Here is a 19,724-nt window from a genome sequence, read left to right as displayed (position 1 = left end):
TGGTCCTGCCCCGTCCCCGACTGCCAAAGGTGAGACCCGGTGACCGGGCCTTTTTGTACTCCGTACATAATATGGACGGTGTACAGAAACAGTCAAGGGGCGGAGGTCCTCGTCGATGGCGATACCGATAGGCCGGCGAACCGGTCGGCCGCGGGCGGTCACAGAGCACGCGATTCTCGATGCCGCCCTGTCGCAGCTGGACGCCGGCGGAGCGACCGCGGTCTCGATCCGGGGCATCGCCGCTCAGGTCGGGATCGCACCCAATGCCGTGTACACCTACTTCCCCAGCAAGGCCGCGGTGCTCCGGGCGCTGGTCGAGCGATTCCTCGGCGACGTCAACCACGACCGGTTCGTCGACCGTCGGCTGCCATGGCGTCAGCGCGTTGAGGCGCTCGGGCTCGAGCTCCGAACGCACCTCGTCGCACACCCCGGCGCCGTACATCTCATCCTCGGCGGACCCATGGACGGACCCAACGCCCTGGCCTTGCGCGAGTCCCTCAGCGAGGTCCTCGCCGACGCCGGCTCCACACCCGATGACGCCGCTCGTGCCTCGTACGTGCTGCTGGTCTACATCTTCGGCGCCATCGCCCTCGAAGTCGCCGAACTCGACCACCACACTGCACCGACAGAAGCCGACCGCGTCACCGACCGGCGCGCCGCCCTCGACATCATCTCCGCCAAGACCTACCCGCGCACGACAGAAGCGGTCGGTACCATGGCGAAGGACCTCACCACCGAACAGTTCCTCTGGGGCCTCACCCGCATCCTCAACGGCCTCCAACCCCAACCCTGATCCGCGGTGACCGTCAGCTCGCGGTGGCATATTGCGTTGGCGGGAGTGGCAGGTGGCCGGGATGATCTCAGCATGACGATGCGTGGGGGACAGGATGCCGCCGTCGACGCCGCACTGGTGCGGTTGGCCGACGTACTGGACGGTGTCACGGCTGATCTGAATGACTACTGCGGCTACTGCTACAGCGAGCAGGACGCGGCTGCGCTCGCCGGCCCGGTTGCGGCGATACCGTCAGACTTGGTGCCCGGGGTCGCGGCCGAGGTGCCGGACCATTTCGGTGACTTCGCCAACCTGTACAGGAAGTTGACGCCTCGGATCATGGCGCTGATGGTGCATGACGACCTGCACGTCGACGAGGAGCTGATCGCGGCGCGTCTCGCCGAAGCGGGGTGCTGGAGTACGTGGGCCGAGGATGAGCGTACGGCGATGCTTGCGGTGGGCAACGTTTGGTGGGAGGCGACGCTCGCGTCGTACCCACGTAAGCCGGAGGCTCGCGTCGTACTCAGCTTCCTCGCGACGACGCCCGTACCGCTCGTCCATTGGCTCGAGGTGTGGAACGCACAGCCGTCAGGTCCCGCGGACCTGCACGCCGCGGACCTCTGTCTTTGGTGGGCGGGCGAGCTGCTCGGCGGCGAGCTGAAGGTCGGCTGGTCCGAAACGATCGACATCACGACGGACATCAAGCACTGGATCCTCGAAGACGCGCAGCCACGGCTCGCACGTGTCCCGGTCGAACCCCGTCTGGCCGAGTACCTCGAGATGCTGGCGGATCAGACGCAGACCTAGCAATCTGCCCGTGCCCCTCGAACGCAGCGACCTCCGGCAGCACAATGACTCATGGATGCCTTTCGAGAGTTGCATCGCCTGATCACCGGATATCAGGTCTCGCAGGCGGTGCATGTTGCCGCGACGCTGGGGCTGAGCGATCTGCTCGCTGATGGCCCGAGGAGCGTGGCTGAGCTCGCCGACGCCACGCGAACGGATGCACGTTCTCTGCGCCGCCTGATGCGGGGCCTGGTCGCTGTCGGCCTGTACGTCGACACCGGCGACGACAGGTTCGCGAACACCGAGCTCGGTGACGCCTTCCGGAACGATGCGCCGCGTTCGGTGGCCGGCTGGGCGCGCTTCGTCGGGCGGCCGTTCCACTGGCAGGCGTATGCCTCGCTGGAGCACAGCGTTCGCACGGGCGAGACCGGGTTCGCGGCTGTGCACGGAATGTCGCTCTGGGGCTACCTGGCCGAGCATCCCGACGAGCAGAACGTCTTCGACGACGCGATGACGGCATTGTCCCGGGCGGTGGCCGACGCAGTTGTCGATGCCTACGACTTCGGCCGGTTCGGCACGGTCGTGGACGTCGGCGGCGGTCGAGGACTGCTGCTGTCGGCCGTTCTGTCGCGGTACCCCTCGGTCGAAGGGGTGTTGTTCGACCGCCCTGACGTCGCGGCCGGCGCGCACCAGTTGCTGGCGGCGGCCGGGGTGGCGCAGCGCTGCAAGGTCATCGGTGGCAGTTTCTTCGAAGCTGTTCCAGCCGGCGGTGACGTCTACGTCCTCAAGGCCGTGATCCACGACTGGTCGGACGCGGAGTCGGTCGAGATCCTGCGCACCTGCCGCCGCGCGATGTCGGCGAGCGGGCGCCTGCTGTTGGTGGAACAACTGCTCGACCTGTCTCCAGATCCTGTTCGTACGGCGCTCTCCGACCTCACCATGCTCGTGGTCGCGGGCGGCCAGGAACGCACGACCGACGAGTACCGCTCGCTGCTGTCGGCCTCCGGATTCGACCTCACCCGCACATTCGCAACCGCCAGCGACGTCTTTGTGATCGAGGCGGCGCCTACTCAGTAGGGGCCGCGTCGCCCCAGCCTGGTCCGAGGACCTGCTCTTCGAACTGCTGGCGGTAGCCGACATGCGCGGAGCCAAACTTTTGACCGGTTGGGCCTTCGAACTCCCCGGCTGGAACAACGGCGCGCGATGCACGCCTGTGCACGTTTAGCGGAGCGGGTCTGACAGCCAGGTCCAGTCAGTGGTGCCCGACAGGGTGAAGGTCCAGGTGGCGTGGGCTGCTGTGTGTAGGTAGGCGAGGGCGGGGACCGCGATGGGTGGGTAGGGCATCTGATGGAGGAGTCGTACGGCGTCCTGTGGTGAGAACCAGGCCGCGTCAGTCACGGTGCCATCGGGATCGTCTATCTGGAGCGTCGGATCCGTCACTGCGGCTACGTAGTTCCAGGACTGGGACAGGGTCTCGCCGGTCCTGGTGACTGTGGTCGTCCAGACGAGGCGGAGAGCTTCGTTTGTGGTGTGCAGGCCGGTCTCTTCGCGGAGTTCACGGATCGCGCCGGCTGGGGGTGACTCGCCTGGTTCGACACCACCACTCGGCAAGTTCCAGTACGGCTGGTCCCAGGCTTCGTAGTGGTCTCGGATCAAGGCGATCTTGCCGTCGTACTGCGCGATCACTCCGGCGTACTCCTGCATCCGCCGAGCATAGAGGCTCATTGTCCGGGCTTGGGTTCGACGATTCGGAAGCCGCGGGACTGGTAGTTGGGGAGGGTGTGGGGGTGCTCGTGGGGGTTGGTGTGGAGGTAGACGCGAGTCGTGGGGGTGTTGAGGTGCCAGGCGGTTTGGGTGGCGAGGGTGAGGAGCGCGCCGCCGAAACCTTTGGATTGGTACTCGGGGACCAGACCGAAGACGACGATGCCGACGTCGCCGGATGGTTCGGCTGAGAGTTCGACGAAGCCCGCTACCTCGTCGGTCACCACGGCCAGCCAGGTATGGATTCCTGGCAACGTCAGCTCTGCAGTCCATTGTGCTTCGGTCCAGGTGCTTCGGCCGCTTGGGCCGATCGGGTCCCAGATGCGGTTGTAGAGGGTGCGGATCAGGGGCGCGGCGTCCGCGCGTACCGCATCGAGAGCCAGTGGGGCGGGTGGCGGGCTGCCGGGGACGAGTTGGGTCGGCGACGTCAACTCGAGGCAGAGCATCATGATTGTCGACAATAGTTCCGGAAGGGGATCGTCCGGAATCGGGTTTAGCGTGGCGCTATGACTGACACTCCGTGGGAACCTCCGCTCGCCGGCAGCGAGGTCGAGCACTTGGTCGGTGCGCTGGAGAGGTTGCGTACGACGTTCCGGTGGAAGGCCGACGACCTGGACGCGGCCGGGCTGCAGACCCGGATCGGTGCATCGTCGTTGACGCTCGGCGCGCTGCTGAAACACCTGGCAGCGAACGAGGACTACCTGTTCAACGTCAAGCTCCGCGGCGAGCCGATCGGCGGGCCGTGGGAGAACAACGGGTGGAACGACGACAACGACTGGGAACTCAACTCCGCGGCCGACGACAAGCCCGAAGAGCTCTACGCACTCTGGGACGGCGCCGTCGAACGCTCCCGCGCATCCTTGGCCGCCGCCATCGCCGACGGCGGACTCGACCAACTCGCGCACATCTCCTGGCCCGACGGAAGCCATCCCAGCCTCCGCCGCCTGGTCTGCGACCTCATCGAGGAGTACGGCCGCCACACCGGCCACGCCGACCTCCTCCGCGAAGCCGTCGACGGCCGAGTAGGCGAAGACCCGCCCGCCGGCTGGCGCCCCGTCGGCGCGCACGCGGCCTGACTTCAGGAATCCACAGCCTCGCGGACTGCCTGGTCGTACTGGGTACGGCGGAACGTGAAAGGACCGAAGTCCAAGTAGTCGCGGTCGGGTCGGTGGGGTTGGGTAAAGGCGCTCCAAGTCACCGACTCGTCGTCGACTCGGATCTGGGCCTCGAGGGGCCAGCAGCCGACCTCGCCGCAGTTGCAGCCGAGCAGGGCGACGGCGTCGCGCCAGTACGGCGAGTCGGCCTCGCCGTGCAGGTAGTTGCCGAGGTCACCGAAGTTGAAGTGGTCGAGGACGAGGCCGGCGTACCCTCCCGCGGGTTGGTAGCCGGCCGCGTGCTCGAATCCACTGACCAGGTCCGCCAGGCTCACCCCGTCGACGAGCGGGACGAGCTCGCGGCCGGACTCCTCCCAGCGACGAATCTGGAAGCGGATCTGATGGCGCACACCGCGACTATTTCACGCGTTGCAAAGTGCCGTCGGGTGCGACCGCGATCGTGGTCTTGACTTTGTCGACAATCAGATTGATGAGCATCCGGCCGCCTTGCTGGGTGGTCGTGTAGGTGACGGCAGCGTTCGTGCGGACCGGGACGATGAGCGACAGGATCGACGCCGACCGGCCGGAGCGGGTGAACTTGACGACCGGCGAGGGCTTGCGGGTGTTGATGTTCTCGTAGTGCCAGCCCTGGATCGGATCGGTCGCCCCGGTCGCCACCTGGATCGGTGTGGTCTCCTGCTGGAACGGAACCTGCAGCAACACGGTCTTCACCCGATCGCCCGGCCGCGCAGCCGCCGCAGATCCATTGCCTTGGACACTCACCTTCTGATCCGACGGCAAGTGCCACAGTGTCTGGTATTCCTCATTCGACACCGACGTACCGCGGTCCAGCACGACCATCAGGTCAGGGTCCTTCAGCACCAGCACCCCGCGGGTCCGGTTGATCCCGTTGCCCAGCGAGTCGCTCAACTCGTAGAACTCCGAGGTTGCGTTGATCGACGACCGGTTCAGCTTGGTGACCGGGTGGTCGGCTGCCGTGGACAGCACCGTCATCTGGTTGTGCGAGAACTGGCTCTTCGCCCAGCTCCGCCAGTCGTCCCACTTGTAGCCGGAGTGACCGCCGTCGATCAGGATGTCGCGACCGCGCGAGGTGTAGGTGACCGACGTGTGGTCCTCGTGCCCGTGCAGCTTCCGCGCCGGCCCGAATCGGATGCTGTACGTCGACTCCTGCGTGAACGGCCGGGTCTCACCCCACCCGGTCCGGCCGAAGATGTACCCGGCGTCGAAGATCCCGATCCGCTGGGTCGGCCGGATCCCGCGCTGGCCGAGCGTTCCGGCGTACTCGAGAACCGTCCCCTCGACCGGAGACGTCTTCACCACCTGGGAGTCGCCGATCTGGTGCAGGTTGCCGAGCGAGTTGGTCGCGAGCGTGAGCCACTTGGCGAGTTCGCGCCGGCGCGCCTTGATCGTCGTACCGGGGTCGACACCACACTTCTGCAGGACGTCGATCGCCCGTCCCCACAGCGAGTAGTTGAACTGCGCGTACGCCGTCGACTGCTCGTTCGTCGAGCCCTGGGTGTCGATCGACGTCTTGATCGCGTTGGACAGCCGATCGGCGGCGACCTTCTTCAGGTCGTTCCGGCCGAGCGTGCAGCCGATGCCGAACAGGGCCAGGCTCTCGTCGGTGCCGTGGTTCCAGTCACCGCTGTAGTTCTTCTGCAGGAACCACGCATGCTCCTGCAGCGCCTTGTCCAGCCAGGTGTACGAGAGCGGCAACTTCGCCACCTTCAGCCCGCTCAACGTTGCCTGCCGCAAGCAGATCAGTACGTTCGTACGGTGCATGGTCGACTCGTACGCGCCGACATTCGACTTCCAGGTGTACGGGTTGTCCTTCACCCAGTCGCGGGCGATCGCGCTGACCCGGGCCAGTGCGCGCTTGTCGCCCTTGTCGGCCGCGGCGATTCCTTGTCCGAGCCAACGAAGTGAGTGGAACCACATGTACCAGCTGGGGTTCTCGTACGGGTTCAGGCTCCAGTCGACATCACCGTTGCCATTGCCGACCTTGTACGGCGCCGACGTTCCCCAGGCGAAGGTGTCGCGGTAGAGATTGGCGAGCGGGTTCGCACGATCGATCCCGCTGTACGCCGGGCAGGTGTAGACGTCCTGCTTCGGCGCCTGGGTGATGGTCGGGGTGGGCGGTTCGGGAGTGCGGGCAACCGTCGGATCCGGTGCGGCCTCGGGCGTGGAGTTATCCCAGGGAATCACCAAGGACGTCACGACGACGATCGCGCTCAGCAGCAGGGCGATGCTCAGTCGCAGGGTCGTTCCGGCCTTGCGAAGGCGTTTCGCGGGCATGGTTGGTTCCTCACTGCAGCCCCCCAAGGGCATGCCTAATTCTGGCCTAGACCTGAATTTGGGCCGGACGGGGCCCGAGGACTGGTCAGGTGGTTTCTCGCGATGCCCGAGGTGGCGGCGCTCAGGGCTGTTGCTCCAACAGGTGTTGCTCTACTAACGCTCGGCGGCTGCTCGGACGTTGCATCGCCGCGGCCGAAACGTCGTACCGCTGGTCACTCCAGCATGGTGCTCGCCGTCATCGGATCCCCCAGAGTCGAAATGCTTCCCTCTGCATGTATTGATGTCTCCACACACAACAAAGTTGTCCGGACCCCCTACTCCGGTTCCCTCGTTGCCCGTCCGGGCACGGTCAGTAGTCCAGAATCGCCTGCAGAATCAGGCCGTTTCGCGCTGTTCTTCGCATGGGCGCTCGGCGTCTCCAGATGGATCAGCGTCAGCAGAGTGACGAGCAGCACCGCGATGATGACCGCGGATGTCACCGTGCCGCGAGCGGCGAGCGCAGGGTTTCGAGGCACACCTTGATGAGGCACACCTTGGTAACGCGGGAAGCGGTGAGGAGGTTGCCAAGCTCACCGAGAGCCTGCGAGAACCCCGACGATCAACTCGTTGCGAGCGTTCCGGCCGAACGGCTCAGAGGTGTGGATGCCGTCCCGCAGGTACTTCGCCGGCCCACCGGGCTGGGTCGCGAGATACTCAGCCCAGTCGATGATCCGCAGGTTCGGGTGGCGTACGGCGGCCTGCCCGAGCTGCTGGTTGATCCACGCGCTGTTGGCCTGATCGGCCGCCCGGACATCGGCCGGCTGACGGTCCCGGTCGACGTGCACGTTCACCCAGTAGACCGTCCGCGAGGGCCCGGCGATGTGCATGGCCCGCTCGACCTGCGCGGCGAACGCCGACGGATCGAAGATGTCGTTCGAGCCGACTGCCATCACGATCCGGCTGGGCAGTCCGAACCGTCGTTCCCAGTCCTCCAAGGCGTCGACCGCCGCCGAGGTCGGCTGACCCGACCAGTCGTGGACGGCGATGGAGTCACCGGTTCGGTTCCTGAGCAGCTCTTCCAGAGCCGCGCCGTCCTGGACGGCGATCGAGTCGCCGAACATGAACACCCCGTTGAACATCAGCGCGTCCTGGATGTCGTCGTCGGACGAGATGCGCTTGGCCAGGTCCTGCCACGGACCGAGCGTCCCCGAGCCGAAGGCCCCCGGACTCACCGATCGCGCCCCGGTGCCGGACACACTGCTGACCGGCGCTGACAGGGGCGGCTTGCCGGGCTCGAGCAGCACCATCACACCACCCAGCAGCGCCAGGACGAGCAGCGTCACCGTCATGGCGACGAGCGGGCCTCCGACGTGCTCGCGGAAGCCGCGTCGAAGTCTCAAGGGCCCCACCCCCAGGTTCAAGTCTTACCCCTCTATATGTCTCGACGCGTTGAGCGGTTCCATTCGTTGCATCACGGAGGGCCCGCCGCGTGGCAGGCCCTCCGTAGACACCGATTCAAGCAAGGCGGACGAGCGACCCGCCAGCGGCAATTCCGATAGATGTCCGTACGCCGGCCACGCTCATGTCGACGACGTACGTCGTACCGGACCAGCGGGTGCTGTAGGTGACCGCGCCAGTCGCCCGCACCGGTGCGATGAACGACAGGATCGACGCCGTGGTGCCGGCCCGCGCGAACATCAGCGTGGGCGCCGAACGCCGGGTGGTGATCGTCGGGTAGTGCCAACCCTGGATCGGCTGGGTCTGCGCCTGCTTGAGCAGGATGGCCCCGCGTGGGAGCGCCTGCCGGTACGGCACCTGGAACAGGATCGTCCGGGTGTCCTCACCCGGCCGCATCGCCAGTGCGGTCGTTCGCGAGTACACCGTCGCCTGCTGGTCCGACGGCAGATGCCACAGCGTCTGGAACTGCTGGGCGGTCTTGGCCGACCCGCGATCGAGCGTCACGACCAGGTCCGGATTCCTGACCACGAGTGTGGCGCGGACACGGCTGATCCCGGTCCCGGGTGTGTCGGAGAACTCGTAGAAATCAGACGTCGAGTTGAGCGCGTACCGGGTCAGCTTGGTGGCCGGATACCCGTCGGCCGACAGCGGCGTCGTCATCGCGCTGTGCGCGAACGGGCTCTTGGCCCAGGTCCGCCAGGTGTCGTTCTGGTAGCCGGTGTGCCCGCCGTCGATCACGATGTCTCTTCCGCGAGCGGTGTACGTGAGCGACATGTGGTCGCTGTGCCCGTGCAGTTGGCGCCCCGGTCCGTACCTGATGCTGTACGACGTTTGGTCCGCGAACGTGGCGCTCGTGCCCCAACCAGAGCGGCCGAAGACGTAACCGGCTGAGTACAACCCGACACGTTGGGTCGGTGCGATTCCGGTCGCCCCGAGGCTTCCGGCGTACTCGAGTGGGGTGCCGGCGATGGGCGCCGTACGCACGACCTCGGAGTCGCCGATCTGGTGGAGATTGCCCAGTGAGTTCGTGGCCAGGGCCAGCCAATTCGCCATCAGGGCGCGTCTCGTGGTGATCGTCGTACCGGGGTCGGCGCCGCAGGCCCGCAGTACGTCGACCGCACGGCCCCAGAGGGAATAGTTGAACTGCGCGTATGCCGTCGACTGCTCGTTGGTCGACCCCTGAGAGTCGATCGCGGTCGTGATGCCGGAGGCGAGGCGTTGCTGCGCGAGTGTCTTGTAGTCCGCGCGGTTGAGCGTGCAGCCGACACCGAACAGCGCGATGCTCTCGTCGGTGCCGTGATTCCAGGCGCCGCTCCAGTTGTAGACCAGGAACGCGGCGTGGTCGAGCAAGGCCTTGTCGAGCCATTGGTACCGCGCCGGCAGGGTGGTGACCTTCAGGCCGGTCAGCACTGCTTGTCGTGTGCAGATGATCACGTTGGTGCGATGCATCGTCGATTCCCAGGCGCCGACATTTCCCTTCCAGGAATAGGGATTGTCGATCACCCAGTCACTCACGATCGTGGTCACGCGGGCGATCGCGTTCGCGTCGCCCTGGCTGGCCGCGACGATTCCCTGCCCCAGCCAACGCAGTGAGTGGAACCACATGTACCAGCTCGGATTGCCGTACGGGTTGAGCTTCCAGTTGATGTTGCCGCTGCCGTTGCCGACCTTGTACGCCTTGAACCCACCCCAGGCGTAGTAGTCCTGCATGATGTACGACAACGGCGTCGCGTCGTCGACCGAGCTGAACCCGGGACACGTGTACGTGCCGGCAACTGCCGCCTCCGCCTCCGCCGTCGTTCTGGCCTCGGTCTTCGCCTTGATGTCGCTCGCCGGCGCAGCGGTCGCCGGAACCACATTCGTTGCCCCCGGCACGAACTGCGCACCCGGCGGCTCGGGCAGGTCCCTCGCCACCGCAATCCCCGGGTTGTCCTCCGCTACCGCTTCGTTGCTGTACGTCGCCCCCGCGACCACCAGCCCAAAGACCAGGACCCACCTGACCATGTCTTTCCCCCAACCCACTAACCCGCGCCCCCCGCCGGCGGTGAGCAACTCCTACACGCCGCACGATGGTCAGTAATCAGGAAAAGTTGCGCCCGGCCCCAGTAATTTCAGAGCGTGCCCACCCGCTAGCTCTCAGTACCCGCCCAGCCGAGTCCTCACCCTGACCGACTAGTCGTGGACGGTAGGTTTGGCGTGTGGATGCGGATGGGTTGAGGGAGCTCGAGCGGGAGCGGCTGAGCTGTCTGGTGGAGGGCAGGGGCGCCGAGGCGGATGCCGTGCACGCGGACGACTTCGTCCTCGTCACGCCGAGCGGGCACCCGTGGTCCAAGGCTGAGTACCTGGGCGGGATCGAGTCCGGTGAGATCGACTACCGGCGGTTCGAGCCGATCTCCGCGATCGACGTGATGCTCGACGGCGATGTCGCCGTACTGCGCTACAAGTCCGCGATACAGATTTCCGTCGGCGGCCGCGAACCCGACGAACTGGAGGCCTGGCATCTCGACTGCTACCGCCGTACGGCGACCGGCTGGCAGATCCGCTGGTCCCAGGCAACGGCGATCCTCTGACGATCGCTGAGTCCTTGGCGGCCGCCGGGCGGGCCGTGGAGGGTCAGGCGGTGCGTTCTGCCTCACTGCGTTCGATGCAGAATTCGTTGTACTCGGGGTCGTGCATGGTGACCCAGCCGCGGCCGTCGGGTTGGCGGTGGTCGTCGTGGATGGTGGCGCCGAGCGTGACGAGGCGGTCGACCTCTTCGTCGCGGGTGCGCTGGTCCGGAACCCAGTCGAGGTGGACGCGGTTCTTGACCGACTTGGACTCGGGTACGGCGATGAACAGCAGGCTGGGGACGGGTGCCGGCGCGACCACGAGCACCTCGTCGTCGCCGTGGTCGTCGCCGTCCGCGATCGGCCAGCCGGTGGCCGTGCTCCAGAACTGCGCGAGCTCGTACGGGTTGCCGGCGTCGATCGTGATGTGTCGCGGGATCATGCCGAGACCCTAACCGCGAGTGCGGGCGGTGGACGGCTGATTTCGGCCGCCGCTCCGGTCAACCGTCGTACGCCGGTGGCGGGTGGGGGCACGATCGGCGTACGGGTGGTGACCGCTCGGGGTCGGGCAGGCGAGGGCTCGCGGACTGTCGGTGGCCGGGTCTACTGTGCGGGCAAGAGCGTTTCCACAGAGGGGGAAGGCAGTCAAATGGCGTCTCGGCTCAATCCGTACATCCAGTTCGACGGCAACGCGCGGGAGGCGATGGAGTTCTATCAGGGCGTCTTCGGCGGGGAGTTGGCCACCAATACCTTCGCCGAATTCGGCGCGAGCAGCGGCCCGGACGACGAGAACAAGCTGATGCACAGCCAGCTCGAGACGCCGAGCGGCTTCACCCTGATGGCGTCGGACACACCGCAGGGCATGACGTACAACCCGGGCGACAACATCGCGATCAGCCTGAGTGGCGACGGCGACGAACTGCGCGGGTACTACGAGAAGCTGTCCGACGGCGGGAAGGTGACGGTCCCGCTGGAGAAGCAGATGTGGGGTGACGAGTTCGGCATGGTGACCGACAAGTTCGGCATCAACTGGATGGTGAACATCTCCGCCCAGAGCTGAGCACTGAACTGACCACGGGGTTGTCGCGCCTGCCGGACGGACGGCTGGCGCAGTACTGGCACGGTGGTGCGACCGACGGGGTGCCGGTGTTCTTCCTTCACGGGTGCCCTGACACGCGGCATGCGGCGTACGCCGGTGACGCGGCAGCTCGGCGCGCCGGCGTACGACTCATCGCGGTCAATCGGCCGGGGTACGGGCTGTCCGATGTCTGTGCGTCGACGCACCTGTCCGTGGCGGATGACGTTGCGGCGGTGGCGGATCTGCTGGGAATCGAGCGGTACGCCGTGCTCGGCATGTCGATCGGTGGTCCGTATGCGTTGGCGTGCGCGGTTCGTCATCCGGGCCGGGTGACCGCGGTCGGCGTGGTGGCGAGTCCGGCGGTCGTTCCTGAGCTGGATCCGCCGTACCTCCGTGACGACCTCGGGCCCGACCAGCAGGGATTCTTCACCCGCCTGGCCGGTCTCACGCCGGACGAGGCGGTCGAGCTGATGCGGCCCGACTTCGAGTCGTACGTCGATCAGCTCAACCCCGGTGATCCGGACGACGCGGCTCTGGCACGACGCTTTCTCGCTCAGCTCGACCCACGTGATGCGGAGCTGACCACCCGCGGCGGACCCACGATCGACGGACGGATCCTCGGCTCGGACAGTGCGATCGCGGCCGCCGTACGCGAAGCTCTCGCGAACTCAGACGGCTACCTTCGCGATGCCGCGATCTCCTTCCGTGGTTGGGATTTCCGGCCCGAGCAGATCGAGTGCCGAACGTTCCTCTGGTACGGCGCGTTGGACGCGAATGCCTCCATCCGCAACGGCCGGTGGCTCGCCGAACGGATCCCGCACGCGACCCTGGTGATCCGCGAGCAGACCACGCATCTGGCCGTACTGCACGATCACTGGGACGACATTCTCACCGCGCTGACGGCCGGAAATTGAGTGCGGCGATCGATAGCTGCAGGTTTACCGTGAACAGCATGGGACTCAACGACCTGCTGTATGACCCGATCCGGCACAACAACTGGGCGACGAAGAGCTTGATCAAGTTCTGTCGCAATCAGAACCTCACTGCCGAACAGCTGGAAGTCACCGGCGTCGGCACATACGGCGGGATCCTCGCCACCCTTGATCACATCGTCCGGTGCGACGGCAGCTACCTGCGCCGGATCGCGGACACCCCGCTCGACTGGGTGGACAGCGAGCAGACGACCGACTTCGACACCCTCGAACGCTGGAACGACGAGTTGGGTGCGCTCTGGGAGGAGTTCCTGGCCAAGCCGATCGACGTCGAACAGGTGTTGATCGTCGACAACAACACCCGCGGGACCCGGGTCGGCATCTTCATCGCCCAGGCGATCAACCACGCCAACCACCACCGCGAACAGGTCTGTGCCGTCCTCACCGGCTTCGGCATCGAACCTCCCGACATCCAGGCCTGGGAATACGCCTGGACCCACAACCGCATCTGGGACCTCCCCGAATCCGAACGCCCCACCGCGTGATCCCGTCCCAGCCCAGCCGGCAGTCCGAGCACATCCAACAGCCTGAGGCCGCCGGCGCTGCCGGTTCGAGCCTCGTCACCAGCTCTGTTGCTCAGCCGTCCTGGCGTTTCACCAGCTCGGCCGACTCGGGGACCGGCGTCAACGGCGTGCCGTAGTTGAACCAGTTCAGGATGTTCTCCACGACCAGGTTGCCCATGGCGTTGCGGGTCGGGATGGTGGCGGAGCCCACGTGGGGGAGGAGGACGGCGTTGGGGAGGTCGAGGAGACCGGGGTGGACGGTGGGCTCGGCTTCGTAGACGTCCAGGCCGGCGCTGAGGATGGTGCCGCTGCTGAGCGCCTCGACCAGGGCTGCCTCGTCGACCACGGTGCCGCGGGCCACGTTGATGAGGATGCCGTCGGGTCCCAGTGCTCCGAGGACCTCGGCGTTGACCAGGTGGCGGGTGTTGTCGCCGCCGGGGATGACGATCATCAGGATGTCCACGTCGCGGGCCATCTCGACCAGGGACGGGTAGTAGCGGTAGTCGACGTCCTTGCGCCGTCGGTTGTGGTAGGCAACGGAAACGCCGAACGGGGTGACCCGATCGGCGATCGCCTGGCCGATCCGGCCCAGACCGAGGATGCCCATCCGGCGGCCGTGCAAGGTTGCCTTGGTCAACGGATACGGTCCGCCCTGCCACTTGCCGTCGCGCAGGTACCGCTCGGCCTGGGGTAGCTCGCGGACCGTCATCAGCAGCAGACCGAGGGCCGTGTCGGCAACCTCGTCGTCCAGCACGCCAGGCGTATTCGTCACCACGACACCGCGCTCGGCGGCGGCCGTCGCATCGATCTGGTCGTAGCCGACGCCGAAGCTCGCCACGATCCGCACGTTGGGCAACCGGTCCAGGAACGCACCGTCGATCCGTGTCCCACCGGCCGCGACGGCAACGATCTCGTCCCGCCGATCGGCGAGGACCGCGTCAGGATCCGTCTCTTCCCACAGCCGGATCAGCTCGACCTTCCCGTCCAGACCTTCCGCGACCACCGGGTTCATCCGGCCCGGCATCAGCACCACTGGCAGTCCCATAGTTCCTCCTCGCCAAACATCCTCACCGAACCACACCGACCTCACCAGGAACCCAACCAGCACTCTTGAGGCACTCACCGCGCACCGAAGTTCACCGTGGCTTCGCCGCTCAACCCTATTTCCTGTCGCCGATAGGGCAGACGATCGGGTGAGGAGGACACGGCGACCTGCTCGTCCCGTGCGCCGCTCGGGACGATCACCACCCCTACCGCCAAGGGCTGGCAGATCCGTGGCCGGGGCGCGCCGCTGAGCAAAACAAGCTGAGTAGCGGACATAAGCTGTCCGCTACTCAGGCAATCCTGGATATATGACCGAGTACAGCAGCAGCACAGCCACCTTCCACGCGTACTTCGGCTACCGCGACGCGGTCGGCGCCCTGCGCTGGCTCGAGAAGGCGTTCGGGTTCGAGACCACGATGGAGGTGCCGGACGACAAGGGCGGCATCATGCACGCGGAGATGCGGTACGGCGGTGTGGCCTTCACCCTCTTCACCGACGAGGAAGGCTACGACAAGCCGATCCGCAAGGGTGAGACCGTCGGTCACGGCAGCTACGTCGCGTTCGACAGCCAGGCCGAGGTCGACGCCGTCCACCAGTCCGCGGTCGCGGCCGGTGCCGAGTCGGTCTGGGAGCCGGCCGGCACCGCGTGGGGCAACTATCGCTGCCGCGTCGCCGACCCCGAGGGCTACGAGTGGACCTTCGGCACCCACCGCCCCGGCCTCCCCGCGTCCTGGTAAACCGCCGCGGCTGTACTGTCCGACCGGTGGAGCCAACGCTGATCGTCCTCCGAGGAAACTCCGGGTCAGGTAAGACCTCCATCGTCGAAGCCATCCGCCAGGCGCACGGCCACGGCGTCGCCTGGATCGAGCAGGACTACATCCGCCGGATCATCTTCCAGGAACTGGACCAGCCCGACGGCGCCAACATCCAGGCCATCCGGCAGCTCGCGCAGCAGGCCCTCGACCGCGGCTACCACGCCGTGGTCGAGGGCATCATGCCGAAAATCCGGTACGGCGACATGCTCTTGCAACTGCGCAACGACCACGCCGGCCCGTCGTACTTCTACTACCTGGACATCCCGCTGGAGGAGACAGTCCGGCGGCACGCGACCCGGCCGAAGGCGACCGCCTTCACGGCCGAGGAGATGGCCACCTGGTATCACGGGACCGACCTGCTCGGCGAGCCGCGCGAGACGGTCATCGACCAGACCAGCTCACTGGAGATGACCGTCAAGCGCATCCTCACCGAGACGGGATTAGGCCCAGCCGCCCAGTTCCAGGTCGGCGACCACGACGGGCTGGCCTGACACCAGCGACTGGTTGGCGGCGATGCCGACGGCAACCGCCCGGACGCCGTCGTGGACGTCGGCCGCGCGGCCGAGCGGGTCGTTGCCGGGACCCTTGAAGAGGTCGGAATAGATCAGTCGGTCGCCGCCGCCGTGACCGCCGACGCCGCGCGGGATCTCGACCTCGACCGCCGGTGCCCAGTGCTTCTGCAACACCAGTCGCTCGCCGTCCGACCGCACCTCGCCCGCGACGACGCGCTCGGCCGGGTAGCTCGGGTCGATCCGGTCGTCGATCACCGCAGCCCGCTCGACGACCTCGAGCTCGGCGCGACCCTCGGTGCCGTTCACGCAGACCCGGTAGCCCTCCCACGGCGAGTGCGCGTTGAGCGAGTAGCTCAGCCGGGCGCCGTTCGCGTACTCCGCGATCACGGCCATGTTGTCCTCGATCGTGATCCCCGGACCGAACACGTCCTGGTCACGGATGTACCCGTCGTACTGCTCACTCTCCAGGTACAGCTGCCGGTTGGTGTCGTCGTTGCGCAGATCGAGCAACCAGGGATCCTCCGCCGAACCATCGACGGTACCGCGAGCAGGTCGTTGCCCAAGGCCACGAGTGGCTGCGTTGTCCGAGCCGTAGAAGGACAGGCCGCCCGAGGCGAACACGCGCACCGGGGTGGAGGCGATCCACCAGTTCACCAGGTCGAAGTGGTGGGACGCCTTGTGCACCAGCAGACCGCCGGAGAACTGCTTCTCCCGGTGCCAGCGGCGGAAGTAGTCCGCGCCGTGCCGGGTGTCGAGCACCCACTGGAACTCGACGCTCGTGACGGTGCCGATCTCGCCGTCGGCGATCAATTGCCGCAGCGCGCTGTTACGTGGCGAGTAGCGGTAGTTGAAGGTGACCACGACCGACTTGCCGGACTCGTTCATCGCGTCGACGATCTGCCGGGTGCCGTCGGCGTCGATGGTCAGCGGCTTCTCGACGATCACGTCCGCACCGGCCCGCAGGATCCGGGAGACGACGGACGCGTGGGTGTAGTCCGGACTCGTCACGATCGCCCGGTCGACGGACTGCTCCTTGATCATCCGTTCCAGGTCGTCGGCGCCGTACTGCGGCAGCTCGGGACCGCCGAGCTCTTTCACCCGCCGGTCGTGGAACGCGAGCCGGCCCGCGTTCGGGTCGAGCAACGCGACCAGCTCGGCCTCCTCGGGGTGCTCCTGGAGGATTGCGCGGATGTACGCCTGCGCTCGCGAACCGGTACCTGCCACTGCATAGCGTCTGGGCACGACTGGACCCTTTCTACTCGTGTAGCTGCTCACGCTAGCAACCGCTTTCCAGAACGGTCAACGCCCGTATCATCGGCTCATGACGAAGGCCCCTGTCACCCGGAACGATGTTGCGGAGTACGCCGGGGTCAGCACGGCCGTGGTCAGTTACGTGGTGAACGAGGGCCCCCGGAGGGTGTCGCCGGAGACGCGGGAGCGGGTGCTGGAGGCGATCCGGGTGCTCGGCTACCGGCCGAACGCGACCGCCCGCGCACTGCGGATGGGCACCACCCGCACGTTAGGCCTGATCACGCCGGACGGCGGCAACCCGTTGTTCGCCGAGCTCGCCAAGGCAATCGACAAGGAAGCCGGGGCTCGCGGGTACGTCGTCCTGCAGACCAGCGCGGACGGCGATCCTGACACCGAGCACGCGAAGATCGCGGAGCTCCTCACCCGTCAGGTGAGCGGCCTGGTCCTGGTCGCGCCGACCGAGGATCCGGACCTCAGCGACGTCGACGTCCCGATCGTCGCCATCAACCGCGAGCTGCCAGCGGCCTCAAGTGTCAGATCGCAGTACCGCGAAGGTGCGCGCCAGGGTGTTGACCACCTCATCGGGCACGGTCATCGCAGCGTCGGCCTGGTCATCGGTCACAGCCGCGACGGACGCCCGCCGGAACGCGAGCTCGGCTGGCGTGATGCGCTCGAGCATGCCGGACTCGAGGCCGGCCCGATCGCACGCACGACCTTCAGCCGGCGCGGCGGGTACGACGCCGGCCGAGAGTTGCTCGCAGCAACGAACCGGCCGACCGCGATCTTCGCCAGCTCGGATCTCCAGGCGGTCGGCGTACTGCGGGCGATCCACGAGGCCGGGCTGAACGTCCCGGACGACATTGCAGTGCTGGCCTTCGACGGTACGGCGGAAACCGAGTACAGCTGGCCACCGCTGAGCGTCGTACGCCAGCCGCTGGAACAGTTGGCGCACCAAGCGGTCACGCGACTGATCGACGGTCAGGACGCCGTCGAAGCGTTGACTTGCCCGACGGACCTGATCATCCGACGTTCCTGCGGCTGTTAGAGCGTGCCGAGGTCCTCGAAGATGAGGGCGGTGCGGGTGGCGAGGACTTCGGGGATGGCCTGCAGCTTCTCCAGGACCACGCGGCGCAGGCCCTCGTTGTCGGCCGCGCGGACCAGCAGGATGGCGTCGAAGTCACCGCCGACCAGGGCCATGTGCTTGACCTCGGGGATCGCCTGTAGCTGCTCCCGCAACGTCCGCCAGGAGCTCTGCCGGAGACTGAGAGTGACGTACGCCGAGGTGGCAAGACCGAGTTTCAACGGGTCGACGGTGGCGGTGAAACCGGTGATCACACCGGTCGTGGTGAGCCGTTCGACCCGTGCGTAGGCGTTCGCCCGGGAGATGTGCACCTGGTCGGCGAGGGCCCGGATCGAGAGCCGTCCGTCCCGGCCCAAGGCCTCGACGATCTGCCGATCCACTTCGTCCAGCGCCGGAGCGACGACCAATTGTCCAGGTGGGGCCGGGCTGATCATCACGTCGTCGGACATGCTGCTCCTCGATCTGCGGTGGTCGGAACCAAACGTCTCGTGATTTTCCCAGGTCTGGATCCGATTGGCCAGAAGTATGACGATGAGGCCACCGTCCGTCTCCTGCGCAGGAGGGTCCATGAACGAGCGAAGCGAGTTCATCATCAAGCACAGTCCACTCCGCGCCTCATCGGCGCCCGGAGCGAAGCGAGGACGTCGATGAGCTCCGTCGAGGAGCAGTTGCTCCCCTCTGCGGAACCCGTCCGGTTGATCGACCAGGACGGCGTACCGCACGACCATCCGTCGTACCGGCTGCCCACCAAGGAAGCCCTGCTCGACGGCTACGCACAGCTGATCAAGGGGCGCCGGATCAACGACCAGGCCAGTGCGCTCGTCCGGCAGGGCCGGCTCGCCGTCTACCCGTCGTCGCACGGGCAGGAGGCGTGCCAGGTCGCCGCCACGATGGTGATGCGCGAGGGTGACTGGCTGTTCCCGACGTACCGCGACACGGTCTCGATCGTCGGCCGCGGCGTCGACCCGATCGAGACGCTCACCCTGCTCCGTGGTGACTGGCACTCCGGCTACGACCCGTACGCGCGCAAGGTCGCGCCGCAGTCCACGCCGCTCGCGACCCAGCTCACCCACGCGGTCGGCGTCGCACACGCCGCGCGGCTGAAAGGTGAGGACACCGTGGTGATGGCGCTCTGTGGTGACGGCGCCACCAGCGAGGGTGACTTCCACGAGGCGCTGAACTTCGCCGCCGTTTTCCACGCGCCGGTCGTCTTCTTCATCCAGAACAACGAGTACGCGATCTCCGTGCCGCTCGCCCGGCAGACCGTCGCGCCTTCCCTGGCCCACAAAGGCATCGGGTACGGCGTTCCCGGCGAACGGGCCGATGGCAACGATCTGGCGGGACTGCTCGCCGTACTCGGGCAAGCCGTGGACAAGGCGCGCGCCGGTGAAGGTCCGCAGCTCGTCGAGGCGCACACGTACCGCGTGCAGGCGCACACGAACGCCGACGACGCGACCCGGTACCGCGACGACGACGAGGTCACGCCGTGGCTGGAGCGCGACCCGATCAAGCGGCTGGAGACGTACCTGATGCAAGAGGGGTTGCTCGACGACTCAGTCAGGCAGCGTGCGGACGCAGCCGCCGAGAAGGTTGCCGCAGAGCTCAGGGATGGCCTGATGCCGGAACCCTCGGTGGATCCGGCGGACCTGTTCGCACACCTCTACAGCGAGCAGACGCAGCAGTTGAAGGAGCAGGCCGCGTTCCTGCGGGACGAGCTCGCGCGAGAGGAGGCCTGA

The 19,724-nt window shown here is 66.8% G+C and carries 22 protein-coding genes; 12 read left to right on the top strand and 10 right to left on the bottom strand.

Features of this window, described 5'->3' with window-relative positions:
• Positions 1-115 precede the first annotated feature (115 nt).
• The 3 genes from EV652_RS17075 (at position 116) to EV652_RS17065 (ending at position 2,635) form a co-directional block, all read left to right on the top strand.
• Complete coding sequence (locus EV652_RS17075) at positions 116-793, top strand: TetR/AcrR family transcriptional regulator (protein WP_132210115.1); 678 nt, start codon at positions 116-118, stop codon at positions 791-793.
• A gap of 72 nt (positions 794-865) precedes the next feature.
• Positions 866-1,579 carry a hypothetical protein gene (locus EV652_RS17070; protein WP_132210114.1) on the top strand — a complete coding sequence of 238 codons (714 nt, stop codon included), beginning with the start codon at positions 866-868 and terminating at the stop codon, positions 1,577-1,579.
• Positions 1,580-1,630: 51 nt separating this feature from the next.
• On the top strand, positions 1,631-2,635 hold the full coding sequence (locus tag EV652_RS17065) for a methyltransferase (protein ID WP_132210113.1): 1,005 nt from the start codon (positions 1,631-1,633) through the stop codon (positions 2,633-2,635).
• Between the two features lie 144 nt (positions 2,636-2,779).
• Here EV652_RS17065 and EV652_RS17060 read toward each other — a convergent pair whose 3' ends face one another.
• Together EV652_RS17060 and EV652_RS17055 are read right to left on the bottom strand one after the other, a co-directional pair.
• Positions 2,780-3,262 carry an NUDIX hydrolase gene (locus EV652_RS17060; protein ID WP_158441174.1) on the bottom strand — a complete coding sequence of 161 codons (483 nt, stop codon included), beginning with the start codon at positions 3,260-3,262 and terminating at the stop codon, positions 2,780-2,782.
• A gap of 17 nt (positions 3,263-3,279) precedes the next feature.
• Entirely contained in the window at positions 3,280-3,768 is a 489-nt protein-coding gene (locus tag EV652_RS17055; RefSeq protein ID WP_132210111.1) for a GNAT family N-acetyltransferase, read from the bottom strand.
• A 57-nt stretch (positions 3,769-3,825) separates the two neighbouring features.
• Between EV652_RS17055 and EV652_RS17050 the strand changes: the two genes are divergently transcribed.
• Positions 3,826-4,395: a mycothiol transferase gene (locus tag EV652_RS17050; RefSeq protein ID WP_132210110.1), complete on the top strand. Its 570-nt coding sequence runs from the start codon at positions 3,826-3,828 to the stop codon at positions 4,393-4,395.
• A gap of 2 nt (positions 4,396-4,397) precedes the next feature.
• On the opposite strand, the gene EV652_RS17045 is transcribed toward EV652_RS17050, so the two are convergent.
• The 4 genes from EV652_RS17045 to EV652_RS17030 form a co-directional block, all read right to left on the bottom strand.
• Positions 4,398-4,823, bottom strand: a complete 426-nt coding sequence (locus EV652_RS17045; protein ID WP_242001822.1) for a hypothetical protein — start codon at positions 4,821-4,823, stop codon at positions 4,398-4,400.
• Between the two features lie 7 nt (positions 4,824-4,830).
• Positions 4,831-6,729: a heparinase II/III domain-containing protein gene (locus EV652_RS17040; RefSeq protein ID WP_132210109.1), complete on the bottom strand. Its 1,899-nt coding sequence runs from the start codon at positions 6,727-6,729 to the stop codon at positions 4,831-4,833.
• Between the two features lie 569 nt (positions 6,730-7,298).
• Complete coding sequence (locus EV652_RS17035) at positions 7,299-8,108, bottom strand: SGNH/GDSL hydrolase family protein (RefSeq protein ID WP_242001821.1); 810 nt, start codon at positions 8,106-8,108, stop codon at positions 7,299-7,301.
• Positions 8,109-8,223: 115 nt separating this feature from the next.
• Complete coding sequence (locus tag EV652_RS17030; RefSeq protein ID WP_132210108.1) at positions 8,224-10,170, bottom strand: heparinase II/III domain-containing protein; 1,947 nt, start codon at positions 10,168-10,170, stop codon at positions 8,224-8,226.
• A 194-nt stretch (positions 10,171-10,364) separates the two neighbouring features.
• On the opposite strand from EV652_RS17030, the gene EV652_RS17025 reads away from it, so the two are divergent.
• Positions 10,365-10,736 (top strand): nuclear transport factor 2 family protein, encoded by a 372-nt coding sequence (locus tag EV652_RS17025; protein ID WP_132210107.1) that lies wholly within the window; start codon positions 10,365-10,367, stop codon positions 10,734-10,736.
• Between the two features lie 43 nt (positions 10,737-10,779).
• Here the strand turns inward: EV652_RS17025 and EV652_RS17020 are convergent, their stop codons facing one another.
• Entirely contained in the window at positions 10,780-11,154 is a 375-nt protein-coding gene (locus EV652_RS17020; protein WP_132210106.1) for a VOC family protein, read from the bottom strand.
• A 207-nt stretch (positions 11,155-11,361) separates the two neighbouring features.
• Here EV652_RS17020 and EV652_RS17015 point away from each other — a divergent pair, with 207 nt between their 5' ends.
• Genes EV652_RS17015 through EV652_RS17005 form a run of 3 tightly spaced genes read left to right on the top strand, consistent with a single transcriptional unit; the run spans position 11,362 to position 13,267 of the window.
• Positions 11,362-11,772: a VOC family protein gene (locus tag EV652_RS17015; RefSeq protein ID WP_132210105.1), complete on the top strand. Its 411-nt coding sequence runs from the start codon at positions 11,362-11,364 to the stop codon at positions 11,770-11,772.
• Between the two features lie 20 nt (positions 11,773-11,792).
• Entirely contained in the window at positions 11,793-12,704 is a 912-nt protein-coding gene (locus EV652_RS17010; protein ID WP_158441173.1) for an alpha/beta fold hydrolase, read from the top strand.
• A 38-nt stretch (positions 12,705-12,742) separates the two neighbouring features.
• On the top strand, positions 12,743-13,267 hold the full coding sequence (locus EV652_RS17005; protein WP_132210103.1) for a DinB family protein: 525 nt from the start codon (positions 12,743-12,745) through the stop codon (positions 13,265-13,267).
• Positions 13,268-13,358: 91 nt separating this feature from the next.
• Here the strand turns inward: EV652_RS17005 and EV652_RS17000 are convergent, their stop codons facing one another.
• The gene (locus tag EV652_RS17000) at positions 13,359-14,330 is read right to left on the bottom strand and encodes a 2-hydroxyacid dehydrogenase (protein ID WP_132210102.1); all 972 of its coding nucleotides are present in this window, start codon (positions 14,328-14,330) and stop codon (positions 13,359-13,361) included.
• Positions 14,331-14,637: 307 nt separating this feature from the next.
• Between EV652_RS17000 and EV652_RS16995 the strand changes: the two genes are divergently transcribed.
• Both EV652_RS16995 and EV652_RS16990 read left to right on the top strand, forming a co-directional pair.
• A complete protein-coding gene (locus EV652_RS16995; RefSeq protein WP_132210101.1) occupies positions 14,638-15,066 on the top strand; it encodes a VOC family protein in 429 nt (142 codons plus the stop codon).
• A gap of 26 nt (positions 15,067-15,092) precedes the next feature.
• Positions 15,093-15,635, top strand: coding sequence for an AAA family ATPase (locus tag EV652_RS16990; RefSeq protein WP_132210100.1), 543 nt, complete (start codon positions 15,093-15,095; stop codon positions 15,633-15,635).
• Here EV652_RS16990 and EV652_RS16985 read toward each other — a convergent pair.
• Positions 15,585-16,898: a Gfo/Idh/MocA family protein gene (locus EV652_RS16985; protein WP_199238223.1), complete on the bottom strand. Its 1,314-nt coding sequence runs from the start codon at positions 16,896-16,898 to the stop codon at positions 15,585-15,587. The genes EV652_RS16990 and EV652_RS16985 overlap by 51 nt on opposite strands.
• Before the next feature lie 79 nt (positions 16,899-16,977).
• Between EV652_RS16985 and EV652_RS16980 the strand changes: the two genes are divergently transcribed.
• A complete protein-coding gene (locus EV652_RS16980; protein WP_132210098.1) occupies positions 16,978-17,952 on the top strand; it encodes a LacI family DNA-binding transcriptional regulator in 975 nt (324 codons plus the stop codon).
• Here EV652_RS16980 and EV652_RS16975 read toward each other — a convergent pair.
• On the bottom strand, positions 17,949-18,437 hold the full coding sequence (locus EV652_RS16975; protein ID WP_132210097.1) for an Lrp/AsnC family transcriptional regulator: 489 nt from the start codon (positions 18,435-18,437) through the stop codon (positions 17,949-17,951). The two genes, EV652_RS16980 and EV652_RS16975, sit on opposite strands and share 4 nt — an antisense overlap.
• A 198-nt stretch (positions 18,438-18,635) precedes the next feature.
• On the opposite strand from EV652_RS16975, the gene EV652_RS16970 reads away from it, so the two are divergent.
• Positions 18,636-19,724, top strand: coding sequence for a thiamine pyrophosphate-dependent dehydrogenase E1 component subunit alpha (locus tag EV652_RS16970; RefSeq protein ID WP_132210096.1), 1,089 nt, complete (start codon positions 18,636-18,638; stop codon positions 19,722-19,724).

This window comes from Kribbella steppae (assembly GCF_004342025.1).
GTDB classification, from domain to species: domain Bacteria; phylum Actinomycetota; class Actinomycetes; order Propionibacteriales; family Kribbellaceae; genus Kribbella; species Kribbella steppae.
This window is presented reverse-complemented; position numbering and strand designations above follow the sequence as displayed.

What these genes read in the sequence shown, in the direction of transcription:
- EV652_RS17075 (WP_132210115.1), top strand. Translation starts at nt 116, where the DNA reads ATGGCGATACCGATAGGCCGGCGAACCGGTCGGCCGCGGGCGGTCACA.
- EV652_RS17070 (WP_132210114.1), top strand. Translation starts at nt 866, where the DNA reads ATGACGATGCGTGGGGGACAGGATGCCGCCGTCGACGCCGCACTGGTG.
- EV652_RS17065 (WP_132210113.1), top strand. Translation starts at nt 1,631, where the DNA reads ATGGATGCCTTTCGAGAGTTGCATCGCCTGATCACCGGATATCAGGTC.
- EV652_RS17060 (WP_158441174.1), bottom strand. Translation starts at nt 3,262, where the DNA reads ATGCAGGAGTACGCCGGAGTGATCGCGCAGTACGACGGCAAGATCGCC.
- EV652_RS17055 (WP_132210111.1), bottom strand. Translation starts at nt 3,768, where the DNA reads ATGATGCTCTGCCTCGAGTTGACGTCGCCGACCCAACTCGTCCCCGGC.
- EV652_RS17050 (WP_132210110.1), top strand. Translation starts at nt 3,826, where the DNA reads ATGACTGACACTCCGTGGGAACCTCCGCTCGCCGGCAGCGAGGTCGAG.
- EV652_RS17040 (WP_132210109.1), bottom strand. Translation starts at nt 6,729, where the DNA reads ATGCCCGCGAAACGCCTTCGCAAGGCCGGAACGACCCTGCGACTGAGC.
- EV652_RS17030 (WP_132210108.1), bottom strand. Translation starts at nt 10,170, where the DNA reads ATGGTCAGGTGGGTCCTGGTCTTTGGGCTGGTGGTCGCGGGGGCGACG.
- EV652_RS17020 (WP_132210106.1), bottom strand. Translation starts at nt 11,154, where the DNA reads ATGATCCCGCGACACATCACGATCGACGCCGGCAACCCGTACGAGCTC.
- EV652_RS17015 (WP_132210105.1), top strand. Translation starts at nt 11,362, where the DNA reads ATGGCGTCTCGGCTCAATCCGTACATCCAGTTCGACGGCAACGCGCGG.
- EV652_RS17005 (WP_132210103.1), top strand. Translation starts at nt 12,743, where the DNA reads ATGGGACTCAACGACCTGCTGTATGACCCGATCCGGCACAACAACTGG.
- EV652_RS17000 (WP_132210102.1), bottom strand. Translation starts at nt 14,330, where the DNA reads ATGGGACTGCCAGTGGTGCTGATGCCGGGCCGGATGAACCCGGTGGTC.
- EV652_RS16995 (WP_132210101.1), top strand. Translation starts at nt 14,638, where the DNA reads ATGACCGAGTACAGCAGCAGCACAGCCACCTTCCACGCGTACTTCGGC.
- EV652_RS16980 (WP_132210098.1), top strand. Translation starts at nt 16,978, where the DNA reads ATGACGAAGGCCCCTGTCACCCGGAACGATGTTGCGGAGTACGCCGGG.
- EV652_RS16975 (WP_132210097.1), bottom strand. Translation starts at nt 18,437, where the DNA reads ATGTCCGACGACGTGATGATCAGCCCGGCCCCACCTGGACAATTGGTC.
- EV652_RS16970 (WP_132210096.1), top strand. Translation starts at nt 18,636, where the DNA reads ATGAGCTCCGTCGAGGAGCAGTTGCTCCCCTCTGCGGAACCCGTCCGG.